Annotated in this window: 17 protein-coding genes; 3 read left to right on the top strand and 14 right to left on the bottom strand. The window is 64.6% G+C overall.

From position 1 onward, the window contains the following. Positions 1-174: 174 nt before the first annotated feature. The 6 genes from ACVMB1_RS06380 to ACVMB1_RS06355 form a co-directional block, all read right to left on the bottom strand. The gene (locus tag ACVMB1_RS06380) at positions 175-789 is read right to left on the bottom strand and encodes a class I SAM-dependent methyltransferase (protein ID WP_057020229.1); all 615 of its coding nucleotides are present in this window, start codon (positions 787-789) and stop codon (positions 175-177) included. Between the two features lie 461 nt (positions 790-1,250). Next, a complete protein-coding gene (locus ACVMB1_RS06375) occupies positions 1,251-2,522 on the bottom strand; it encodes a calcium-binding protein (RefSeq protein WP_076833253.1) in 1,272 nt (423 codons plus the stop codon). A 668-nt stretch (positions 2,523-3,190) separates the two neighbouring features. After that, on the bottom strand, positions 3,191-4,345 hold the full coding sequence (locus ACVMB1_RS06370; RefSeq protein WP_076833251.1) for a glycosyltransferase: 1,155 nt from the start codon (positions 4,343-4,345) through the stop codon (positions 3,191-3,193). After that, entirely contained in the window at positions 4,342-6,330 is a 1,989-nt protein-coding gene (locus ACVMB1_RS06365) for a heparinase II/III family protein (RefSeq protein ID WP_076833248.1), read from the bottom strand. The genes ACVMB1_RS06370 and ACVMB1_RS06365 overlap by 4 nt, the downstream gene beginning before the upstream one ends. A gap of 1 nt (position 6,331) precedes the next feature. Next, positions 6,332-8,512: a bi-domain-containing oxidoreductase gene (locus tag ACVMB1_RS06360; RefSeq protein ID WP_076833246.1), complete on the bottom strand. Its 2,181-nt coding sequence runs from the start codon at positions 8,510-8,512 to the stop codon at positions 6,332-6,334. 111 nt (positions 8,513-8,623) lie between these two features. After that, complete coding sequence (locus ACVMB1_RS06355; RefSeq protein WP_244558969.1) at positions 8,624-9,874, bottom strand: glycosyl hydrolase; 1,251 nt, start codon at positions 9,872-9,874, stop codon at positions 8,624-8,626. A gap of 117 nt (positions 9,875-9,991) precedes the next feature. On the opposite strand from ACVMB1_RS06355, the gene ACVMB1_RS06350 reads away from it, so the two are divergent. The 3 genes from ACVMB1_RS06350 to ACVMB1_RS06340 all read left to right on the top strand — a co-directional run bounded on the left by ACVMB1_RS06350 (position 9,992) and on the right by ACVMB1_RS06340 (position 13,413). Next, the gene (locus tag ACVMB1_RS06350) at positions 9,992-11,296 is read left to right on the top strand and encodes a glycosyltransferase family 4 protein (RefSeq protein WP_076833240.1); all 1,305 of its coding nucleotides are present in this window, start codon (positions 9,992-9,994) and stop codon (positions 11,294-11,296) included. 78 nt (positions 11,297-11,374) lie between these two features. After that, a complete protein-coding gene (locus tag ACVMB1_RS06345; RefSeq protein WP_076833238.1) occupies positions 11,375-12,685 on the top strand; it encodes a nucleotide sugar dehydrogenase in 1,311 nt (436 codons plus the stop codon). Positions 12,686-12,693: 8 nt separating this feature from the next. After that, positions 12,694-13,413: a class I SAM-dependent methyltransferase gene (locus tag ACVMB1_RS06340; protein WP_076833235.1), complete on the top strand. Its 720-nt coding sequence runs from the start codon at positions 12,694-12,696 to the stop codon at positions 13,411-13,413. Between the two features lie 21 nt (positions 13,414-13,434). Here ACVMB1_RS06340 and ACVMB1_RS06335 read toward each other — a convergent pair whose 3' ends face one another. The 8 genes from ACVMB1_RS06335 to ACVMB1_RS06300 form a co-directional block, all read right to left on the bottom strand. Further along, a complete protein-coding gene (locus ACVMB1_RS06335; protein WP_076833232.1) occupies positions 13,435-14,106 on the bottom strand; it encodes a class I SAM-dependent methyltransferase in 672 nt (223 codons plus the stop codon). 85 nt (positions 14,107-14,191) lie between these two features. Next, a complete protein-coding gene (locus ACVMB1_RS06330) occupies positions 14,192-14,818 on the bottom strand; it encodes a class I SAM-dependent methyltransferase (RefSeq protein ID WP_057020219.1) in 627 nt (208 codons plus the stop codon). Then, a complete protein-coding gene (locus ACVMB1_RS06325; protein WP_456848334.1) occupies positions 14,815-16,134 on the bottom strand; it encodes a polysaccharide transporter in 1,320 nt (439 codons plus the stop codon). Before ACVMB1_RS06325 ends, ACVMB1_RS06330 begins: the two co-directional genes overlap by 4 nt. Beyond that, positions 16,131-17,423, bottom strand: coding sequence for an O-antigen ligase family protein (locus tag ACVMB1_RS06320; RefSeq protein ID WP_076833226.1), 1,293 nt, complete (start codon positions 17,421-17,423; stop codon positions 16,131-16,133). The genes ACVMB1_RS06325 and ACVMB1_RS06320 overlap by 4 nt, the downstream gene beginning before the upstream one ends. Continuing rightward, the gene (locus ACVMB1_RS06315) at positions 17,420-18,535 is read right to left on the bottom strand and encodes a glycosyltransferase family 4 protein (protein WP_310884996.1); all 1,116 of its coding nucleotides are present in this window, start codon (positions 18,533-18,535) and stop codon (positions 17,420-17,422) included. Before ACVMB1_RS06315 ends, ACVMB1_RS06320 begins: the two co-directional genes overlap by 4 nt. A gap of 3 nt (positions 18,536-18,538) precedes the next feature. Beyond that, entirely contained in the window at positions 18,539-19,297 is a 759-nt protein-coding gene (locus tag ACVMB1_RS06310) for a class I SAM-dependent methyltransferase (protein WP_076833222.1), read from the bottom strand. Next, positions 19,294-20,136 (bottom strand): hypothetical protein, encoded by an 843-nt coding sequence (locus tag ACVMB1_RS06305; protein ID WP_244558967.1) that lies wholly within the window; start codon positions 20,134-20,136, stop codon positions 19,294-19,296. The genes ACVMB1_RS06310 and ACVMB1_RS06305 overlap by 4 nt, the downstream gene beginning before the upstream one ends. Continuing rightward, positions 20,120-22,393 carry a polysaccharide biosynthesis tyrosine autokinase gene (locus ACVMB1_RS06300; protein ID WP_076833217.1) on the bottom strand — a complete coding sequence of 758 codons (2,274 nt, stop codon included), beginning with the start codon at positions 22,391-22,393 and terminating at the stop codon, positions 20,120-20,122. Before ACVMB1_RS06300 ends, ACVMB1_RS06305 begins: the two co-directional genes overlap by 17 nt. Between the last annotated feature and the right edge of the window lie 117 nt (positions 22,394-22,510).

Raw genomic sequence — 22,510 nt, 5'->3', positions numbered from 1 at the left:
GCGCAAGGTCCGGTCCCAGCGAGATATAACGTATCACTGTTAGTTCGCTAACGCAGCATTTTCAGCGCGTCACCCGAAAAAGATATGTTTCACGGCAGGCCGCGAAGCCAATTTCGAGCACGTTCTCGCGCGATTTAACCAGGGAACCTTATAACATTGTTTAACATCGACAAATCACGAGTCGGCGGTCACTGTCTCCTGGAAGTCGAATCCGCAGGCCTCCAGCTGCGGCCTGATCCGCTCATCCCTGGCCTCCGGCATGAGTGCCAATGCACAGATCTCAAAATTCCCGCTCCGAACGGAAACCGTCGGAAAGCCGGCGCTGAGCAGCAGGTTTCCCATCCGCTCGGTCGAAAAGCCGGTCTTGTGCGCCATGTGATAGCGCCCCTGTTCGATCGCGCCGGAATGCCCGTAGATCATGTCCAATGGCCGGATCGGACCGGCCGGCGAGACGTAAGCGATCGCGCCGAGGCCGCGCGTCAACATGTGCTGCGCGACCGCCTCGAGGTCGGGAGACATGATCAACGCGAATCCGTCCGGCTTGAGGACTTGGCGGAACTGGACGAATGTGGGGTGAACCTCATGGGCGTAGAGATGCTCCATGACATGAGAACACCAGATCGCGTCGAACGAGGCCGCCGGGAACAATCGGGCAAGATCGGTAATCGACCCGACGACGTCGGGGCTCACGCCGCCGTCGACGTCCAATCGAATCTCGTCCCATTCATGCGATGTCAGGAGCGGCTGGATGCGCTTGGTAACCGTCGATCCAGCGCCGGCATTCAGCATTTTTTTCTTGGCCAATTCGAGAGCTCCGCGAGTTCGTTAAGCGGCTGAGTTCTGCAGCGATCGTTCGTCTTGAACAAAGGTGCCAGGGCCGCAGATAGCCATCGGGCGCAGCTCCGTTGTGTCAAGCGAGCGGCAAGGCTTTACAAAAGCTACGTGGTCCGAATGTGACGAACTAACTTATAACATCCATTGGCGGAAATGCCCCGGGCGGAACTTGTGATTGATTCGATGCATCCGACGCGAATCGGCCGACAAAGTTCCAATCGGAATGCGCGCATGCGCTTCCCCTTGAGGCGAGCCGTCGAACTCATCGCAGGTGCGTCATGATCATCAACGGCAGCGTATTCGATTGTTCAATTTCAATTACCCATTCCTGACGGCCATGCCGGCGATCAAAGAAAAAAAAGCGCCGCCTCAACCTCGGTTGGGGCGGCGCTTTCGCTTAGTGCAGACCTAGGATCTTACAGCTTGGTCGAGTTACCATCGTTGAAGATCAGGTATTCGATGTTGCTGATCTGGGTCACCTGACCATTGCTGAAGGTGATGTCCATAGAACCGTTCGATCCAGAGCTGATGTTGCTCACGTCGGTCGAAGCGTGATCCAGGAAGGTCAGGGAGTCCTTGTTGCCGCCACCGCCATCGATGGTGTCGCTGCTGGTGGCGTTGTTCAGGTAGAAGTAGTCCTGACCGGAGCCGCCGACCATCGAAGCCGTACCGGTGTCGGAGCCGACGAACGAGTCCTTGCCGTCGCCGCCGATCAGCGTCTGCGTGCCGGAGCCGGCGACCAGCGTATCGTTGCCGGAACCGCCATGCAGCGTGTCGTTGCCGGCACCGCCATAGAGCGAGTCGTTGCCGGCACCGCCATCGAGCGAGGTCGCGTGCGACGCATCGCTGCCCGAGTAGAGCACGTCCTTGCCGTTGCCGCCGAACTCAGCAGCAGTCTGAGCACCGCCGACAAGGAGGTCATTGCCGTTGCCGCCATGCAGCGTGTCGACCCCGGAGCCGCCATACAGCGAGTCGTTGCCGGCGCCGCCATCCAGGCTGTCGTTGCCCGCACCACCGTACAGCGCATCGTTGCCCTTGCCGCCATCCAGCGTGCTGGAATTGCCGGCGGTGCTGCCGGACACCAGCACGTCCTTGCCGTCACCGCCACTCAACTGCGACGAGCTGCCGCCGTAGAGCGTGTCGTTGCCGGAGCCACCGTTCAGGGTGTCGGCACCGGAGCCGAACAGCAGATCGTTGCCCTTGCCGCCATCCAGCGTGCTGTGACCGGAGACGTTGTCGACCAGCACGTCGTTGCCGGAGCCGGCATCGATCGAGTCGTGACCGGCACCGCCGAAGATCGTGTCGTTGCCGGAGCCGGTGAGAACCGTCGTGTCGCCGGTATTGTTGATGAACACCTGATCGTTGCCGTGGCCGGTCGCGACCAGCACCGGGGTGCTGCCGTTCACCGTCAGCGTGACGTCCTTGTTGGTGTCCTCGATGATCGCCTTCAGGTTGGCGTCGGTGTTAACGGTGTTAATCGGGTTGGTTTCGATCAGAACATTGGCGTTCGGATCCGGGTTGGTGATCCCAGCCCCTTCCTGCACCGGAATCGTCGCGCCGTTATCCGGGCTGGTGTATCCGATCCCCGCGTTGATCAGATAGTCAAGAATCTGTTGCTGGGTCGAGTGATCGATCGTTCCGTTGATCGCGTGTTTGAGGTCCGTCTGGTCTAGATTGTAAGTCGCCATCGATGTAGCCCCTGCTTGGGATACGAGGATTCAAGCCGCTCGCCCACACATAAGCTGTTGATTCACAACTGGTTTGTTGCGACGCAACTCAAATGTGGACCCAGGTTACGAACTTGTTAAGTCCATTGTTAAGACCGTTAGCCCGGAGTGTCAATCAGCAATGCGCTGTTAACACCTGGTTCCCTGAGATTTATGCGGGACTTAGCACTACTTCGAATGCACCATAACATTCAACGCGCGCCCATCGCCAATGTTAGCCGCGACGCAAAAAAGGGTAGCGATTATACGGGGTTTCACGGGGCCCCCGGATACCGCGGGAGCGCAGAATTTCGCTGATGCCGTGAGCGCTTCGACGCGATTTTCTGATCTGAAAAAAATATTTCTGCATCGCATGAGACGTTTTGCAAAAAAGCGTCAAACTTCGCAGCCGGCGCCCCACCGGCCAGTGTTATAGCGCCCCTTGGCAGCAGTTTGCGGGCTCGATCAAGCGAGATCCACGGAATCACCCGCAGAATCAGCGCCGTTCGACCGCAAGATCAAAAACCTGGCGCGATGCCGCTCAGACACCCTGCTGTAACAAATTAACACCAGATTTGCCGCAATATGTTAGCAACGCCGGCATGGAACCGGCGATGCCCGATCGCGGGCAGAGCGCCGACCTGCGGCGATCATCCCCCGGCGGCCCGCGCGTAGATGGCCTCGAGCAGCCGGCGGTTCTCGTCCGGCGCGTAGCGCTCGAGATAGGCGGCTCGTGCGGCCCGTCCCCATGCGGCGGTCAGTTCGGCGGCGCCGAGAACCTCACTGATCCGATTTCGGAGCGTGGCCGCGTCGCCCGGCGGCACCAGCGCGCCGGTCTTGCCGGCGCTCACCACCTCGGCAAGTCCGCCGATCTCGGAGGCGATGACCGGCGTGCCGCACGCGAAGGCCTCGACCACGACAATCGGAAATCCTTCGTACCATAGCGACGGCACCACCAATGCCCGGGCATTCGCCATTTCCCGCAGCACCTCATCGCGCGAGAGCCCGCCCAGGAAGGTGACATGATCGGAAGCCCGAGCCTCCAACGCAGCACGCTCCGGCCCCTCGCCCACGACGCGCAAGGGCACGCCGGTCCCCGCAACGGCCTCGAGCAGCACGCCGACGCCCTTCTCGCGGCTCAGCCGTCCAACATAGAGCAGCCCGCTGCGCGGCGTGGCTGCATCGGGCGCCCCCGGATCGACCATGAAATTCGGTTTCACGTCGATCCGATCGGCGTCGAAGCCGGCCTGCGTGAACAGGGTTTTGGCGAACTGCGTCAGCGCGATCAGGCGCAGGCCGGGACGCGTCCAGGTGCCGCGGCGCTGGTGCTGCGCGATCATGTAGGCCGAGGCGATCGAGCCCGGAAGCGATCCGCGGTAGCAGCGGTGCACGACGCCCCAGAGGTGTCCGCGATCGAGGCACTTGTGGCAGATGCGGCCGTCGCGCAGCAGCATGCCGCCGGTGCAGATGCTGCGATAATTGTGCAGGGTCGCCACCGCGGGCACGCACTTTTGCCGGCAGAGATCGAACACGGCGGGCGACAGCAGCGGGAAGAAATTGTGGACGTGCACAACGTCGGGGCGAAAGCGGTCGATCGCTTCCGCCACGACCCGCTTTCCCTCCGCATTATCGGCGATCGACAGCGTGGTCGTGATGCGCGCGGGGAGCGAATTGATCGCCGCGTTGCTGACCGTGAGCGTTTCAACGCTGTGTCCTGCGGCGCGCAGCAGGTCGACTTCCGCTTCAAACACGACGTCCTCGCCGCCGCGTCCCTGATACCTGTTGTGAGCGACCAGGATCTTCATGATCCGGCCGGGTCTGAAAACCAGCGCAGCTCGGTCACCAGGTTTTGCCCGCCCGCGAGCGTACCGCAGCCGATCAAGGTCGTCGCCGGCACCTTGAGATCGAAGGACGGCGAATGCCAGCCGGCCGGCATGATCTCGTCACCCCGATACGGCACCCAGCTGAGGGCCGCCGGCAGATCGAGCTCGCCGCGCCCGCCGGGCCATGCGAGCTGCGCCCTGTGCCCTTCGAGCCTGCATTCGACCTCGGGACCGAGATGCCAGCTGAGGCTCGCCGGCACCGCAAGCGCTTCATCAGCAAGCACGGTATCGGTGACGACGAGCCGCGCCGCCTGACGCTGCAATTGCGCCGAGCGGCGATGCACGACACCTGCTTCGTCGCGATATCCCGAATGCTCCGCGACCCAGTTCGCATCCGCATCGCGATCGTCCAGGCCGCTGGCGGCGACAAGCCGGCTCTGCGCATGCCTTGTCCAGAGAAAAGGCCCGCCCGACCCCGACTGGTCGCGCGCGAACAGGCACAGCGTGTTGTGCGCCAGCGTGGAGCGGAAGTAGGCCCGCCATCGCGGATCGCCATGGTAGCAATAGGTGCCGGGATCGGCGAAGATCTCCGCACCGCCGATCCTGCATTCGAGCGACAACGCGTCCGCATGGGCGTGGGCGGCAATGCGGCCGAAGCCATGCGGGCCATGGTCACAGCGGCACCACACCGCGCGGTCGGAATCGATCAGAAAGGTCTGTCCCGCCCCCTCGAGCAGATGCGGGCGGCGCTTGGGCCGCCCGGCGATCGCTCGGGCCTCGATGCCGTCGGTGAGCACAAAGCTGCGCAGATCGGGCTCCGGCGATGTGGGCCACCATGGCAGAGCGCCGAACAGGCGCGCGCCGCTGGCGAGCAAGCCGAGCCAGCGATTGCCGGCGTGATCGTCGAGCAACAGGCCGATGCCGTCGTCGCCATCGCCCTGCCGCGGCGGATGACCGCGATCGTCCAGCATCGCAGCAATGACGTCGCTCATGCGGCACATCGTGGTCCACACCGCATCGCCAAGCGGATGTCCGGAGGACTCGCCCTGCACTGCCGCCGCCAGCAGCAGTTCGAGAACAAAGCCATGATAATCGGTCGCGAGCTCGCTGTTGCTGCCGCAGGCAAGCGTCTGCGCAACGGCTTCGTGCGCCAGTGTGGCGGCCGATTGCTCGCGCCATCGCGCACTGTCCTGGAAGAACGGAAACACGCAAGCCGCCACGAACTGCCCGGCAGCCTCCGCGATGAGGTGGTTGTTGGCCGAGGAGCCACGGCTTGGGAACTGCGACAGCCAGTATTGATGCGCATAGAGCTGCGTCAGGAACAGTTCGTTGTCCTCGAACAGCGCGGCAGCGCCGGGCCAGTTCTGCAGCAGCTGACGTACCCAGGCCCATGAGATCAGCCGCACGCCAAGCTCGATGCCGCTGATCCAGTGCGGGCCGCGCGGGAACGGATTTTCGCGCCACCAGCTCACCAGATGCTCGGCCGCGCGCACGGCGTAGCGCTCGTCGGAGGTCAGGTAATACGCGGCCGCGAGCACCGTGAGATGGTGGTGACGCGACGGCTCCCAGATGTATTTGATGTTTCCGACCGCGGTTTCGTCACGATAGGGAACCGCGAATGCGTGCACGCCGGCCGGCGCCCGCTTGCCGCTTCTGATATCGACGAACCAGTCGGGCCATTCGCCGAGGGCCCCATGATCCCTGGCGAAAATCCGCCAGTGCCCGGCGAGAATCCGATCGGCGATCTGGATCAGCCGTTCGGCGGCCTGTTGCGGGGCGCTCGCCCGCGAAGGCAGCGGCTTCAGGCGCGGCTGCCGCGGGCCGGCAGCGAGCCTGGCGCCGGCACGCCGCGCGATATCCGGCGGAGTGATCCGCCAGAGCAAATGCAGCACCTGGTCGTTCACCCGCCCCGCAAGCTCGGACGGCTCCATGCGCTGCAGCCTGCGCAGATACCAGGCCGGATTCATCTCACGCCGTCGAGGCGTGCGCGACGCCCTGCTCTGCCGCGCCGGCCGTCAGATCGATCGGCATCCCGGCGGCCGCGCTTTCCTGCACGGCAAGCGTTGCGCGCGTGGTCGCCAGCAGCGAGTCGAGCGCGATCGGCATCGCGGCTCCCGATGCGACCGCTGCGATGAAGGCATCCAGCATCGGCCGCTGGCCCTTGTCGAGCCGCGCTGTCTTCGCCGTGCGCTGTCCGGCGTGCCAGACCTCGAAGCCCGAGAAATTGTCGAAGGCGGCAAAACCCGTGCTTGCCGATATCTCGAGCGCTTCCTTCGGCACCCGCGGATCGCCGCCGGTGAGATAGCTGAGACTCGCGACCGAACCGTCGGCAAAATCGAAGGTGGCGACGAGATTGTCGACGTCCTTGCCCGCCGTGCTCGCGGAGACACGCACCGGCTCGGCGCCGAGCCACCAGCACAACACGTCGATGAAATGGCCGCCCTCGCCGACGAAGCGGCTGCCTTCGCTCTCGGCCTGCAGATACCAGGACGATTTCTCCAGCGGCCCGGCGATGACGCGATATTGCAGGGTCTGCGGTCCTGCCGGCGCGAATGCCGCGCGCATGCCCTGCAGCAGCGGCGAAAAGCGGCGGTTGAAGCCGACCATCAGCCGGCTGTTGCCGGTTTCCCGGATCACCTGCTCCAATCGATCGAGCGAGCTTGTATCGATCGCCAAGGGCTTCTCGACAAACACCGCCTTGCCGGCGCGCAGCGCCTGCGTCGCGAGGTCGGCATGGGAGGCATGGCGCGTTGCGATCAGCACGGCATCGATGTCGTCGGCGCCGAGCACCGAGGCCGCATCCGTCGAGGCACGCGCGAAGCCGAACTTGCGGACTGCCGTGGCGCCGCTCAGGCCGGTATTGGTGGCGACCTCGACGAGATCGACGCGCTGGTTGCTCGCAAGCTGCGGCAACAGCATGCTGGAGGCATAATTGCCGGCGCCGATGACGCCGAGCCGCACCCGGCCGCTGCGCAGGGCAACCGCCGGACGATAGGTCATCTGCATCGCGCGGGGAGCGGCGTCCGGATAGGCGAACACCATGCCGAGACCGACCTCGCCACGGCTCATGCGCTCGAACGCCGACGTCGCCTGCTCCAGCGGCACCGTTTCGGAAATCAGCGAGGAAAAATCGAGCCGCCCGTCGGCGAGCAGCGCGACGATCGCCTCCATATTGCGCTTCTCGGTCCAGCGCACATGACCGATCGGATAATCGATGCCGCCCTCCTCATAGAGCGGATCGTAGCGGCCGGGGCCGTAGGAGCGCGAGAAGCGCACGTCGAGCTCCTTGTCGTAGAATTCGCTCCACGGCAGGTTCAGCGTGCATTTGCCGATATCGACAATGCGGCCGCGGTCGCGCAGCAGCGCCGCCGAACGCGACGCGAGATCGGGATCGTCGCTGCCTGCGGTGATGAACACGCAATCGACGCCGTTGCCTGCGGTCAGCTGGTCGATCCGTGCGCGGAATTCGGCCGCGGCATCATCCGATGCGACGGCACAGACCGCGGCGCCAGCAGCCTCCGCCTGCCGGCATCGCGCCTCCAGCCTGTCGAGCCCGACGACCACGACACCGGCGCTGCGCAGCAGCCGCACCATGATCTGCCCGATCAGGCCAAGGCCGATCACGCAGGCGGTCTCGCCGAAACGGATCTCCGACTGGCGCATCGCCTGCAGCGCGATCGAGGCGATCGTGGTGAATGCGGCCTGGTCCAGCGCAGCGCTGTCCGGCAGCGGCACGCAGAGGTTCACCGGCACCCAATTATATTCGGCGTGGGTTGCATATTGATTGCCGCCGCAGCAGACACGCTGTCCGACCGAGAAGCCGCCGACGCCCTCGCCCACCTCCACGACGGTGCCCGACAGCGAGTAGCCGAGCGGCGTGTAGGAATCGAGGCGGTTCATCACCTTCTGATAGGTCGCAGCCAACCCCTGCTGACGGACCGAACGCACCACCTTGGCAACCTGGTCAGGTCGCGCGCGCGCCTTGCCGAGCAGCGACAGGCGGCCTTCGGTGAACTTCATCATCTCGGTGCCGGTCGACACCGCCGAGAACGCCGTGCGCACCAAAACCCCGCCGGGGCGGCAGCGCGGCGCCGGCACATCGATCAGCTTGAGCTCGCCGCTCTTATAGTTCTGCGCGATCTGCTTCACGGTCGGTCAATCGCCTCAAGTTAACAGCGCTCCTTGTATCGCGCCTGCCGCCCGCAATGAAGCCAGGATCATCGTCATAATTATCTCATTGCCGGAGACTTAACATTGTTATCATTCCAGCAACAGGACCGGTTTTGGCGAGATCTCGACCTCGCCGTTGGCGACAGGCCCTTCGCCGCCGTCGAGGCCCTGGTAAAGGCTGAAGCGCGGGTCGACCCGATAAACGGACCGGCCTTTGGTGGTCCAGAGGATCAAGCCGTTGCGGCCATCCGGCATGCGAAGCTCGACGCGCCAGGTCGACGGCGACGTCCTGCCTGCCGCCACGACGCTTGCACCGACCAACCAGGACTGGATCGTGCGGTAGGCAATTCCGCTCGGAAGCAGCCCGCGCGCCGGGTCCCATAATTTTCCAAAGTCGCTGCCGCCTCCGGCAAACTCGTACCAATAGAACCGGTCGACGCCGCTGATCCATTTCAGGATGTAGGCGCGCGCCAGACACCCGTCCGGATTGTCCTCATAGGACGACCAGCCGGCCTCGGTGTCCCAGATTGGCCTCGCGGACAGGTCGTGTGCGGCGAGGATTTTCTTGAAGCGCGCAATGATTCCAATCACCGCTTCGGGTTCGCTCGTGTAGCCGTGGAAGGCGAACACATCGGCATATTGTCCGCCGCCTTGCGCCATGAAGGCCTGTTGCCAGCGATATCCGTCCGGCGTGCCGTTGGACGGCGGTGTCAGCACGGTCAAGGTGGGATCGCTGGCTTTAATGATCTCGTAGGCCCGCTTCTGCAGCTGGACCATGGTCGCGATATCGCCCGAGTAATATTTGGGATCCTCGGGCTCGTTCCAGATTTCCCAGTATTTGATGCGGCCGGCGGCGCGCGCCACGGCCGCGCGCACCCAGTCGTCCCATGACGCGAGATCGGCCGGCGGTGAGCTGGCGCCGGGCGTGAACGCCGGCGGCGCATCCTTCACCGACGCGGCCCAGCGCGGCGTATAGGCGAGATTGAGAACGATCTCGACGTGTTCTCGCTCGGCCGCCGCCAGGATGGCATCGAAGCGCGCCCAATTGTAGATGCCGGGCGCCGGATTAATCTGTGCCCAGTAGATCGCGCCCCATAGCCGAACGCCGTCGAATTTGAGCTCCGGCCAGGGCTGCGACTTTGGCTGCGACTGTCCGATCGCATTGATGGCCATGCCGAAAAGCGTCGGCGGGATCACCGCGTTCACGCGGCTCGCATTCAGCGCATCGCTTGACGTCGAACCATTCCACTGCAGCGGCCATTTGTAGGCCAGCGGCAGCACCGCGCTCAAAACCAGCGCAATCAATGCCCTTTGGCCCCAATCCCTCACTCTGCCTGCCATGTCCCTGTCTCGTCGCCGTCACATCGGTGCCGGGATTGCATAGTGGAAGCCGCACATGTTAATGCCGATGTTAGTCGGATTGTGATGTTGTTAGGTCAATGGTATAGATCATCTCAGATGTCGAGAGCTGAACCATCACCGCGGCGGATCCTGTTCATCGTCGAGAACCTTCCGGTTCCTTTCGATCGCAGGGTGTGGTGCGAAGCAACGTCGCTGCGCAAGGCGGGCTATGAAGTTTCTGTGATCTGCCCGAAGGGCCGCGGCCATGACGAATCCTACGAATGCCTCGAAGGCATTCACATTTATCGCCATCCGATGCCCGTGGAAGCGCGCGGGATCGCCGCCTACCTGATCGAATATCCGGTCGCGCTGTTCTGGGAAACGCTGCTCGCGATCAAGGTGGCGTGGAAGCACGGCTTCGACGTGATCCAGGGCTGCAATCCGCCCGACCTGATCTTCCTGATCGGCCTGTTGTTCAAACTCGGCGGCAAGCGCTTCGTGTTCGATCATCACGACGTCAATCCCGAGCTCTACGAGGCGAAATTCGGCCGCAGGGACTTCTTCTGGCAGCTGCTGCGGCTGGTCGAATATCTCACCTTCAAGACGGCGAGCATCTCGATCGCGACTAACGAATCCTATCGCGAGATCGCGATCACGCGCGGCGGTATGCCGGCCAGCCGGGTTTTCGTGGTGCGATCCGGCCCCAATCTCGACCGGGTGCGCTCGCGGCCGGCCGATCCGGCCTGGCGCCGTGGCCGGCGCTACAGCGTCGGCTATGTCGGCGTGATCGGCCAATCGGAAGGCATCGATCTTCTGCTGCAGTCGATCGGCCACATCGTGCACGATCTCGGCCGCACCGACATCCAGTTCAACATCGCTGGCACCGGGCCAGAGTGGAATGCCGTGGTCAAGCTCTGCGAGGAGATGCAGCTCTCCGACTACGTGAACTTCACCGGCGCCATCGCGGATGACGCGCTGTTCACGATGCTCTCGACCGCTGACGTCTGCGTCAATCCGGACCGCGTCACGCTGATGAACGACATCTCCACCATGAACAAGATCATGGAATACATGGCGCTCGGACGGCCGATCGTTCAGTTCGACGTTCGCGAAGGCCGGCGCTCGGCGCTCGACGCCTCGCTCTATGCCGCGAAGAACGATCCAAAGGATTTTGCCAGCAAGATCATCACGTTGATCGACGATCCGTCGTTGCGACAGACGATGGGGGCGTTTGGCCGCAATCGCGTCGAGCGCGCGCTCTCGTGGACACATGAGGAGCCGAAGCTGCTCGCGGCCTATGAGGCGTTGTTCGCCGGGAAGGTCCCCGCGCAGAACCGCGCACCGCGCGCGCATGTCCCCGCCGAGCGGCCGACCTCGCAACCTTCCAGCGCGAACGCAGCCGCCGGGCGGGCATCGTCTTGAACGCGCAGCCGCCTCACTCACGTCAAACGCGACGCGGCTGCGGCCACGCGCACGTCCTGGATTGTTGAAGGTCGAAGCATGAACGTCAGCATTTTCGGCCTCGGCTATGTCGGAACGGTGTGCGCCGCCTGCTTCACCGAGCTCGGCCACCAGATCATCGGCGTCGACAAGAGCGTTGCGAAGGTCGACCTGATCCGCGGAGGCAGGTCGCCGGTCGTCGAGCCGGGCATCTCGGACAAGGTGGCGCGCGCGGTGGCAACCGGTCAGCTGACCGCGACCACCGACGCCACCGAAGCGATCGTCAACAGCGACATATCGATGGTCTGCGTCGGCACACCCTCGTCCGGCAACGGCAACCTCGACCTGACCGCGATCCGACAGGTCGCGATCGAGATCGGCCGCGGACTGCGCGCCAAGAACGCGCCGCACACCGTGACGATCCGCTCCACCGTGCTGCCTGGCACCACCCGCGGCACCGTCGGGCCGCTGATCGAGGAAGCCTCCGGCAACAGGATCGGACGCGATTTCGACCTTGCGTTCAATCCCGAGTTCCTGCGCGAGGGCAGCGCGATTGCGGATTTCAACGCGCCGTCCAAGACCGTGGTCGGCGCTTTCAATCAGGAAACCGCCGACCGCGTCATGGCGCTCTACAAGGACCTGCCGGGCGCCAAGATGACGCCGCCGGTCGAGACCGCGGAACTGGTGAAATATGTCGACAACAGCTGGCATGCGCTCAAGGTCAGCTTTGCCAACGAGATCGGCACGATCGCGAAGACGCTCGGCATCGACGGGCGCGACGTCATGAACATCTTCATGCAGGACACAAGGCTCAACATCTCGCCGGCCTATTTGCGGCCAGGCTTTGCGTTCGGCGGCTCCTGCCTGCCCAAGGACGTCAAGGCGCTGAAACACCTTGCGCACAGCCGCGGACTGTCGACGCCGGTGCTCGAGAGCATCCTGCCGAGCAATGACATGATCATGTCGCGCGGCGCCGAGTGGATCCTGTCGCATGAGGGCCGCCGCATCGCGTTCCTCGGCATCAGCTTCAAGGCCGGCACCGACGACGTCCGAGACAGTCCGTTCGTGAGGCTGGTGAAGAGCCTGCGCGGCGAACGGCGCGACATCCGGATCTACGACCCCAATGTGCAGCTGTCGCAACTGATCGGCGCCAACCGGGAATTCCTGATGCGCAATCCGGAGCTGGTCGGCCTGTTGAACGACGACGTGACGGCAACCATCGAGTGGGCCGACATTATCGTGCTGACGACGGCGGATCCGCGCTTCGTTGCGGCGCTGACGGCGACCCGTCCCGACCAGGTCGTGCTCGAACTGTCGGAGATCGGATTGCCCGAGCAGGTGCGCGCCAAAGTGAGCGGCTTCCACTGGTAGGGAATATCATGGCCACCATGGGCCGGACCCGCGAGCGACCCGAAATCCGCTTTCACGACGAGATTTCGTCGGGGTGGGAGACGCTGCATCAGAGCCGCACCTTCAGGGCGCGGACGGCCGCGATGTTCGGCCTGCTCGGGAACGCAGACCTCAATGGGCAGCGCTGGCTCGACGCCGGTTGCGGCACTGGAACGCTGTCCCGCCTGCTCGCCGGGCGCGGCTGCGACGTCACCGGCGTCGACGCCTCATCGGAGATGATTGCGGCGGCTCGCGGCCGCGGCGCCGACGGCACGCTCGCCGGGCGGCTCAAATTCCAGCAGATTCCGACCATCGCAAGTCTGCCGTTTCCCGATCGATCCTTCGACGGCGCGCTGTGCGCGAGCGTGCTGGAATATGTTCCCGACGTGGCGCAGTGCCTCGCCGAGATGCATCGCGTGCTCATGCCCGGCGGGCTGTTGCTGCTCTCGATCCCAAACCGCGGATCGCTGCTGCGCCGGAGCTACAAGCTCGCGCATGCGGCCTCTTCACGCGTATCGGCGCGGCCGCTGTTTCGCTATCTCGCGTTCTCCAAATTCGACACCTCGCCGGCGGCCATGCAGGGTCTGCTTCGGCAACATGGCCTCACGATGCTGGGGAGCAGCTTTGCCGGCTCCCCGCTGCCGCCGGCGCTCGATCGCCAGCCCGCAGTGGGCACGCTGATCAACATCCTGGCCCGGCGCGACGATTGACGTGGCAGGCGGATAGCTGCCTCAGACCTTGATCGCCATCAGCGATTTGGTCATGCCGAGATAGCGTTCGCGATAGATCTTCGCGTCCGGAAACGTTTCGGTCATCTCGCGCCAGTCGAACAGATGCCAGTCGGGCGCGGTGCGCTTGAACCAGAAGCGATTGAATCGCTCGATCAGCGCGATCTGCAGCCGCCTCGGCAGCAAGACGATGATGCCCGGCAGCCAGGTATGGCTTTCGATCGGAAAGTACCGGTACGGCGTCTGCACGTAGAAGGACTTTGCGACCCGCGAGATCTCGCCCGCAAAACGGTTCTGATGCGCGCGCGCGATGCTCTGAAACGCCGCTTCGTCCTCGATCGTCACGACATCCTGCTTCGGCCCGGTGACATGTTCGATCACCGACGAGCAGAAGCAGAAGTCGAACGCCTGATCGTCGAACGGCAGGCGCTCGGTCTCCCGGAGCAGGACCGTCTTGAATCCAAAGCGCTCGCGCGCGGCCTTCAAATCATCGGCAGATATGTCGCAGACCGTGATGTCGGTATGGCGCGGCAGGATCGTGCGAATGTGGCGGCCGGTGCCGCCGCCAAGATCGAGGATTTTCGCATCAAGCGGCAGGTTCACGGTGCGAACGAGGAATTCGCCGCGCCGCTGGCGCGCTGCATTGGAAAATCGGGCTTGAATCGCACCCAGCAAGGTCAGTCTCCTGCTACCGGTCGGTCCGGTCTAGCACGGCATGCGCGATCCCTCACGCTACGATGCATCGATTTTCCTGTCGCGCTCACTTGATGGCCTCGAAGAAGATCGACTCGTCCGGCCGGTTGTCGAGCCGGTCGATGTCGGGACAGACCCCCTCGCGATAGGCACGGGTGTAGGTTTCCGAACAGCCGGCGTTGCGGAATAGCGCGGCGAGCGAGGCGCGGGTAAAGCCCCAGTGATGCGCGAAGGCGGCCTCCTTGCGGCGATCGATCTCGAAAACGCCCTTGAGGAAAGCCAGCGGCGCCGCCGGATCGTAGAGCGCGACGATCCGCTCCATGTCGGGGACGACGATGCGACATACCCCGCCAGGCGCCAGCACCCGCGCGATCTCGCGCGCCAGCCGCTCGACCTCGTCGGGAAACAGGTGCTCGAAGACGTGCGCGCTGAACACCGCCGAGAGGCTGCGATCCGCGAACGGCAGCGGCTTGGTCAGGTTCATGTGGCGCAGTCCGGCAAACTTGCCTTGGCGATGCTCGGCATAGCGGGCATCGCTCAGCATGCCGGCGAGATGTAGCGCTTTCGCCGCGAACGGCACCCGCGCGATCCACAGGTGCATCGTGATGTCGGTATTGATCCAGCCGTCGATGCCGCAATTGAAGGCGCCGATATGCAGCTTTTCGAGCGAGCCGCCGCGCGCGTCGTCGGTCATGTCCGCTCCCGCGCCGAATTGGTCAGCACAACCGTGATCACCGACGCCGCGCTGGAGGCCACCATCGCCGCAACCGCGCCCATCACCTGCCAGGCCTCGGCTGCGAACGGCAGGACGCAGCACAGCGCGACGAGGCCGGCAATCCGGCTCAGCATGAACCGCTGCGGCTTGCCGGTCGCAAACAGCGGCAGAGCGAGGCCGAGCCACACCGCGTCGAGCGCCATCGCAGCGCCCATCAAGGCGAGGCTGCCGGTACCGATCTCATAGCTCTGTCCGTAGATGACAAGCGCCAGAATGCGCTGGCCGAGCAGCACGACCGCCGCCCCATAGGCCGCGGCGATCGATCCGAGCAACAGGGCATTTTCGCGCGCGGCAGCGGCGACCGCGCTGCGCCGGCCGGCGCGCAGTTCGGCCGCGATTTCCGGCAGGCGAACCGAGAACATCGTCGCGCAAAATTGGCTGAGCGGTGCGAACACCAACAGCAGGATTCGCAGCGACGCGCTCGCGTCCAGCCCGATCAGGAAGCCGCAGACCGGGATCAGCCCGATGCTGCCGATCCAGTAGGTGAGCGAGGTCGCGACGAACCAGCGCCCGTTCCGAAACAGCCGCCGCAGCGAGCCGCGGAAGATTCTGGCTTGCGGCCAGGCCAGCTCGCGGGTGTGGGCCAGCAGCAGGCTGCCGGCGAGCGCGGCCGAGATCGCGATACACGCCATCGCCGCGGCGGCGCCGGCGAGCTTGAGCGCGATCATCAGCCCGGCCGAGACGACCAGCGCCACGCAATAGGTCAGCGAGGACGCCAGCGCGCGCGGCAGTCGCCCGTCGAGATAGCAGATCCGGCGGAACATGCTCTGCAGCCGAACCGCCGGGATCGCGAGCCCGGTTGCGATCACGAGCCCGCCGGCGTCCCCGCCGACGGCTGCGATCACAAGCCCCGCACCCACCAGCAGCAGGCCGAGCGCACCCGAGACGAGCAGCGACGACAGATAGAGGCCGAGCCGCAGCTGCGGCCATAGCGACTTCGGGATGCGATGCGCGGTCGCCGGCAGCCCGTCGTCGAACAGGCCGCGCAGAAACACCGCCTCGATCAGGATCGAGAATGCCCAGGCGACGCTGAACCTGCCGAATGAATTGATGTCGAGCACGTTGGCGAGCACGATCGTCAGCACGAAGGCAGACCCGCTCAGCAGCGCCTGATCGATCAGGCCAAGCGCGACATTGCCCCCGGCATGCCGCAGCCGGCGAAGCAATCCGCTCATGGCACCGGCGACCCGGGTCTGAGCCGCCGCCCGGTCCAGCCTGTTGGTCAACGCACTCACGCCTCACTCACCCGCAATCTGTTGAATGTCCGCCGCGGCGCCATCTGCAGCCTGGCCTCCGGGCCGAAATAGCACCAGAACACCAGCACGCAGCCGAAATAATTGTGCAGCAGCTGGCTGGAGTCATTGGCCGACGCGATCACGACGAACAGCAGCATCGCGAATGGTGCCATGCAGTACATCCCTCTCCGCTCGAACGCGAAGACGATGCTGTTCCACAATGCGCGCGCCAGCAGCAGTATATAGAGCGCACCGCCGAGCAGGCCGAACTGGAGAAAGGCGTCAAGATAGGAATTCTCGAACGAGCCGAACTCGGTATTCCACGGCGCCATGCTCGTCAGCTCGTTCACCGGCGAATTCGGCAGTTCGTTGAAGAATCCCGAAAACCCGTAGCCGAGCCAGGGGTGCTGCCAGAAGAAGTGCGGCCAGACCGACCAGAGGAACGAGCGGCCGGTCAGGTTTCCGCTGCGGCCCACCAGCCCGTACAACTCGTCGCTCGGCAGGGCGAACACGACAAGCGCAACAAGAGCGAGGCCAAGCCAATAGATCGAGGCAGCGCCCCTGTGCCCGAGCACCACGAGCACGAGCCCGAAGGTCACGGCAAGCGCCGTCAACATGCTGATCAGCGGACCTGCGGCGCCGGCCGCGGCGAGCGCAAAAAGATGACATCCCATCAGCAGCAGCGTCCAGCCGAACTGGCGGCGCGGTCCTGCCAGCATGCGCACGAAGCAGATCAGCACCATGAGACCGAAGAATGCGCCCGCGAGGTTCTTGTGACCGAACACGCCGGCATAGGCCTGGGTTCCGAGCACCGTCGGCCGATGCAGCGGGTCGTAATCCCATTGCGAGCCGATCACCGGAAACAGCAGGACGTGAACGATCAGCACCACGATCCCGATCCGGAACAGCGCATCGACGAGACGATCGACCGGGCAGCTGATCACGACCCACGCCGAGAACATCGTGGTCAACAGATACATCGCGAACTTGATCGACGAGCCGGCGGGGTCGGCGCTCAGCGCCAGTGATACCAGGGCGAAGGCGATGAACGTCAGATAGAGATGCGACTGCAGCATCAGCAGGCCGAAGCGCTTCGGATCGATTGCAATGTGCAGCACCAGGAGGATGTAGAGCAGCAGCCAGGCGCCGCGGAACAGCGTGGATTCCCCGGCCCTTTCCGAGAACGAGATGCCCTCGATGAAATTGAACAGGAAATAGATGCAGCCGAGCACCATCACCAGATAGGCGTGCAGAAAGACATCGGTTCGCAGCCACCATCTGCCGATCATTGCACGGCCTCCTGCCGGGCCGGAGCCCTCAAGAGATGATCGACCGCGGCCGCAAAACGCGCCGCGGCGTCGGCAAGCGCATCGCGTCGCACGCTCTGCCGGGCCTGCCGCGACATCGCCTCCCAGTGCGCGGGATGTTCGAGCAAGCCGCGCGCCGCGTCGACCCAAACCTGTTCATCGAGCGCGCAAACATAGCCGTTGTCATGGTCACGGACCAACTCGCCGCCTGCCCCGACATGGGGCGACACCAGGCACGGAACCCCGCACTGCAGGGCCTCGTTGCACACCAGGCCCCACGGTTCCAGCAGTGAAGGCAGCAGCAGCAGCCGCGACTGCAGAAAAACGTCCGATATCGCCTGCCACGGCAGGTAGCGGTCGTGGCTGACATCGATGCCGGCACCGCCGAACCGCGCCAGCATGCGCCGTTCGGCGGCGCCGGACCCGACCACACGCACCTTCAGCCCGGGCACGATCCGGCCAAGCGCGATCGCGACGTTCTCGAAGAAGATCGCATTCTTGGCGTCGTCATTGAGGCGGGCGCACCACAGCAGATGAAATGGACGGTCGTCGAATGCCGGCACAACCGCCGGCGGATCCCATGCCGGCACCAACGGCACCACGAACAGGTCGTCGGCGCGAACACCCTCGCCGCGGAAATACGCCCTACCCTTGTCGCTGCAACACACCACTGCGTCGCACTGGCGCAGCAGCCAGGGCCGCGCCAGACGGTGATAGGCGGTGTTGGGCATCGTCTCGCGCCAGCCGTCGATCGTCAGCGCGAGCGCCTTGCCGTTGGCGCGCGCCCATGCCGCGCCGGCCAGCATCGAGGGATAAAGACCGTTCACGAACAGCAGGTCGGGCGCGAGCGCATGCAAGGCGCGCCCGACCCCGATATTGACATGGGTGTGACGCGACCGCGACAGCGGGATCGATACACCCGGCACCGTGCGCGTGATGTAACGCGGCGTGAACGAGCCGGCCCAGGAGCGATCGGCCTCCTGTGGCGTGCAGGACAGCACGGCGAGATCCAGCCCGCGGCTGGCCAGCTCGTTGTAGAGACGGTTGGTGTAAGGTGTGATCATGTTATTGAAGACGACCACGCGCGGCGCCATGGCTTACCGGTCCCGCGGCAGCGCCTGCGCCTCGTCACGCCGGCAGAGCGCCCCGCAATGATAGGTCGCAAGCCTGGTCGCGAACGCCGGGCCGACCGACAACAGCGACTTCCGCACAATGCTTTTGGCGAGCCCCTTCACCCGCGACGAATGGAACGCATGAACCGGCAGGCTGTGATCATAGGTGCCGAAGCCGGTGACGCGGAGCCCGGCCGTCTCCAGCACCAGGCGGAACGTGTCGGGCGTGTAGAAATTGATATGGCCGATGTCGAGCGTCGATTGCAACGCCCGGCGATTGGTCCGCGCATGCAGCTCGCACGGCACCTCGACATAGACAAAGGTCCGCGCGACCCGGGCGAGCTCGTGCAGGAATGCGCGCGGTTCGGGCACGTGCTCCAGGACGTGGCTGGCATAGACGAGGTCGAACGATCCGTCGGCGAACGGGATCGTCACGCCGTCATAGCTGGACCAGCGGAACGGAGCCGAAGCGGCGTCGTCGATCTCCAGATTGGTCGCGGGATCGATCACGTCGATGCCGGTGAAGTCGCGGCCAACGCCGATCGCCGACAGCCGCGCCAGCACGGCGCCGGTGCCGCAGCCGACCTCGAGCACATTGCCGACCTTCGCGACGGCTGCGCCAAGCAAGCCGGCGATATGGTCGGCCTTGTCGACCGCACAGACGCGGCGCCAGTCGCGCTCCTGCGCCGAATAGACGCCCTCATAATGCGCGTTGTGCTGTCCGATGCAAAATTCCATCGTCATGGCCTAGCGCTCGCCTCCGGCGGCATTCGGGCAGGCTCGTCGAGGCGGTCGTTCGATTTGTGCTCCCAATTGCGGCGTTCCGCCGGCGAGCGGCGGTCGAGATCGTATCCAATGTCGGCCATGGTGCGGGTCAGGATGTCGACGTTCCGTTGCGGGACAGCTGCAAGGCCGGCCAGCAGCGTGTCGCGGTGCGCCCAGCCCGGTCCCTTCAGGAGATCGATTGCCTCGGTGTACAGTTCGGTCTTCACCAGACGCGCGAACTCGGCAATCACGTCGGACGAAAGGTCAGGCGGCAGCGCGTCGAACATTGCGAGCGCCATCGCGCTGCGCTTGGCCACGATCCAGCCCTCGTTGGGTCCGAGCCGGTACGACATCCGCAGCAGGTCGAAATTGGCGTCGCTCAAGCCCTGCCGTATATTGCGAAGCCAGAACAGCACGAGCCAGAGATAGGGATCGGCCGGCGCGCAGCCGAGCGATTTGCGGACGGCTTCGTCAAGCTCGCCCATCCGGGCGTCGACCTGCGCGCCGGATGCGAGCGCGTTCTCGGCGAGCCGCAGCCGGATCACCGCCGCGCTGCGATCGATGGCCGGCATGCAATCCTTCTCCGCCACGGCGCGCGACAGCAGCGGACCGAGGTTGTCGAGCTCGGCGTCGCTGACCGGTACGTTGCGAAGGATCAGGTCCTTTGCGCCGTCGAGTCGGGTCTGGTCGACAAAGTCCGGAAAGGTGGTCGTGCCCCAGGCGACGGACGAGCACGCGACCGCGGCCAGCAAGCCGCGCGCAAGCCAGGCGGCTGCGCGCCCGGGCAACCCGCCGTGCGTCTCACTCGGTGTAGCCATATCGCCCATAGTGCGAGTTGTAATAGTAGTTCTTGCCGCCATAGCCGCTATAGCGGCTCATCGCGGCGATATCGGCCTTGTTGAGCACGACGCCGAGCAGGTTCTCGTTGACCGCTCGCGCACTGCGCAGCGCACGCTCGACCACCTGCACCTGGGTCTTGCCCCATTCCACGATGAAGACGAAGGAATCGACGAAGTGCGCGGTGATGCGGACATCGACCACCGGCGTGAGCGGCGGGAAATCGACGATCACGTAGTCGTAGTGGCTGCGGGCCCCGTCGATGAAATCCCTCATCTGGTCGGAGGCCAGCACGTCGTGCGAATGGGCGATGCGCGATCGCGTAGCGCCAGGCAGGAAGGCGAGGCCGGTCTCGGGATCGCGCCATAGCGTGTCCTGCAAGGTCGCATTGTTCGACAGCACGTCGAGGATGCCGCGCTCGGCAGTCGCCGCGACCTTGCGGCTGAGCGAGGGATTGCGCAGATCGCAATCGATCAGGAGCACGCGGGCCCCGCTCTGGGCAACCAGTTGCGCAAACACGAAGGCCAGCGTCGACTTGCCCTCGTTGGGCAATGCCGAGGTCAGCCCGAGGATCTTTGACGGCTTGGTGACGTTGAGGTCGGCATTGACCTTGATCGAGCGGATCGCTTCCGAGAACCGCGAGAATGGCGAATCGATCGCCGCCCACAGCACCGGCTCGTCGCCGCGCCGGATCGTGCGCGGACCGATCGGCAGACTGGGACGACCGGCGACCGGCGCCTTGATCTGGCCCGGCGAGACGCGGGGAACGATGGCGACGCAGTCGGCCTCGAGGATCGTCTCGACCATTTCAGCGGTGCGGAACACCCGGTCATAGAGGTCGCGCAACACGCCGAGCCCGAGCCCGGCGATCAGGCCGCCGAGCGCCGAGAGCGCGAGCACGACCAAGGTTTGCGGATGGCTCTTGCTGAGCGGACGCGACGCACGGGTGATCACCCGCGCCTCGCTGACCGGGAACGACTGCTGCTGCACGTTTTCCATGTAGCGCTGCAGGAAATTGTCGTAGAGCGAGCGATAGGTCTGCGCCGAGCTCTCGAGCTCGCGCAGCGTGACCTGCGCCTGGTTGGTCGACTGCGACTGCGACACCGAGTCGTTCACGGCGCGCTCGATCTCGTTCTGGCGCTGCTGGGCGATCGCATAGTCGCTCTTGTAGCTTTCGGCGAGCCGCTTCAGTTCATCGATGATCGACGACTGGATCTCGCGCATCTGGTTGCGCAGGTTGACGGCGGCCAAATGATTGTAGCCGTAGCGCGACGACCAGTCGGCCTCGCGGTTGGCAAGCTCGAGATATTGCGAGCGCAGCTTGGTGATGACCTGGTTGTTCAGCGTATCGGCCACCGTCGCATCGGGGACGCCTCCCTTCACCACCGCCTCGATGCGGTCGAGCTTGGCCTTGGCGTCGGTGACCTGCGACTTCACCTGGAGCAGCTGGGTGTTGAGCTCGCCGAGCTGCTGCTCGTTGAGCAGCTTGCCGCTGGAGGTGACGATGTTGTTGGTCTTCTTGTAGTCGAGCACCGCGCGCTCGGCGTTGGATGCCTGCGTGCGCAGCTCCTGGATGCGGTCCTGCAGCCAGACACTGGCGCGGCGCGTCGCCTGATATTTGGAATCGAGCTGATCGACGATATAGGCGTCGGCGACGGCGTTCGCGATCTGCGCCGCACGCTCGGGATCGAGCGAGCGGAAGCTGACCTCGATCACATAGGTCATGCCGCGGCGGCGGACGTCGAGCTGCTTCTGGAACGTGCGGACCGCGCGCCGGGTCCGGTCGAATTCGGTGGGCGGCGCCCCGCCGGCGAGCAGGCCGGACACGAAATCGAGCACGGCTCCTACCGCGCCGGCCCTGGAGCCGACGAATTCCGGATCCTCGTTGAGCTTGAGGTCGCGGATCACCGCGAGCGCCACATTCTCCGACTTCAGGATTTCGACCTGGCTCTCGACCGCGGCGGAATCGACGGGGGCCTCGCTCACCGGCGATTGCTGCTGGAAGGCCTGGAATTTGCGCGTGTCGATGATCATCGTGGCAAGCGCCGTATAGCTCGGCGCCGCCGTCGCCAGATAGCAGATGCCGCCGAACAGGCAGAGCGCGGCGGTCCCGAGGATGACCCAATATTGCCGGAGCAGATAGGTGACGAAGGCGTCAAAGGTTTCCGCCAGCGACGGCAATTCAGCCGGACGATTTCTCAGATCGACAGACGGCGAAATCTGGTTGCGCTGAAGCATCTCGTCCTATCGCCGCGCCGGCAGGATGGATCCTGCCCTCGCGCCCTCCAATGATCCTGGGAAGCGTCCCGCCGCCGACACCGAAGCGCGTTGCTGCAGAAAGTTCTCCATTGGCGA

The organism is Bradyrhizobium sp. USDA 4504, assembly GCF_054063995.1.
This window is presented reverse-complemented; position numbering and strand designations above follow the sequence as displayed.

What these genes read in the sequence shown, in the direction of transcription:
- ACVMB1_RS06380 (WP_057020229.1), bottom strand. Translation starts at nt 789, where the DNA reads ATGCTGAATGCCGGCGCTGGATCGACGGTTACCAAGCGCATCCAGCCG.
- ACVMB1_RS06375 (WP_076833253.1), bottom strand. Translation starts at nt 2,522, where the DNA reads ATGGCGACTTACAATCTAGACCAGACGGACCTCAAACACGCGATCAAC.
- ACVMB1_RS06370 (WP_076833251.1), bottom strand. Translation starts at nt 4,345, where the DNA reads ATGAAGATCCTGGTCGCTCACAACAGGTATCAGGGACGCGGCGGCGAG.
- ACVMB1_RS06365 (WP_076833248.1), bottom strand. Translation starts at nt 6,330, where the DNA reads ATGAATCCGGCCTGGTATCTGCGCAGGCTGCAGCGCATGGAGCCGTCC.
- ACVMB1_RS06355 (WP_244558969.1), bottom strand. Translation starts at nt 9,874, where the DNA reads ATGGCAGGCAGAGTGAGGGATTGGGGCCAAAGGGCATTGATTGCGCTG.
- ACVMB1_RS06350 (WP_076833240.1), top strand. Translation starts at nt 9,992, where the DNA reads ATGTCGAGAGCTGAACCATCACCGCGGCGGATCCTGTTCATCGTCGAG.
- ACVMB1_RS06345 (WP_076833238.1), top strand. Translation starts at nt 11,375, where the DNA reads ATGAACGTCAGCATTTTCGGCCTCGGCTATGTCGGAACGGTGTGCGCC.
- ACVMB1_RS06340 (WP_076833235.1), top strand. Translation starts at nt 12,694, where the DNA reads ATGGCCACCATGGGCCGGACCCGCGAGCGACCCGAAATCCGCTTTCAC.
- ACVMB1_RS06330 (WP_057020219.1), bottom strand. Translation starts at nt 14,818, where the DNA reads ATGACCGACGACGCGCGCGGCGGCTCGCTCGAAAAGCTGCATATCGGC.
- ACVMB1_RS06320 (WP_076833226.1), bottom strand. Translation starts at nt 17,423, where the DNA reads ATGATCGGCAGATGGTGGCTGCGAACCGATGTCTTTCTGCACGCCTAT.
- ACVMB1_RS06315 (WP_310884996.1), bottom strand. Translation starts at nt 18,535, where the DNA reads ATGGCGCCGCGCGTGGTCGTCTTCAATAACATGATCACACCTTACACC.
- ACVMB1_RS06310 (WP_076833222.1), bottom strand. Translation starts at nt 19,297, where the DNA reads ATGACGATGGAATTTTGCATCGGACAGCACAACGCGCATTATGAGGGC.
- ACVMB1_RS06305 (WP_244558967.1), bottom strand. Translation starts at nt 20,136, where the DNA reads ATGGCTACACCGAGTGAGACGCACGGCGGGTTGCCCGGGCGCGCAGCC.
- ACVMB1_RS06300 (WP_076833217.1), bottom strand. Translation starts at nt 22,393, where the DNA reads ATGCTTCAGCGCAACCAGATTTCGCCGTCTGTCGATCTGAGAAATCGT.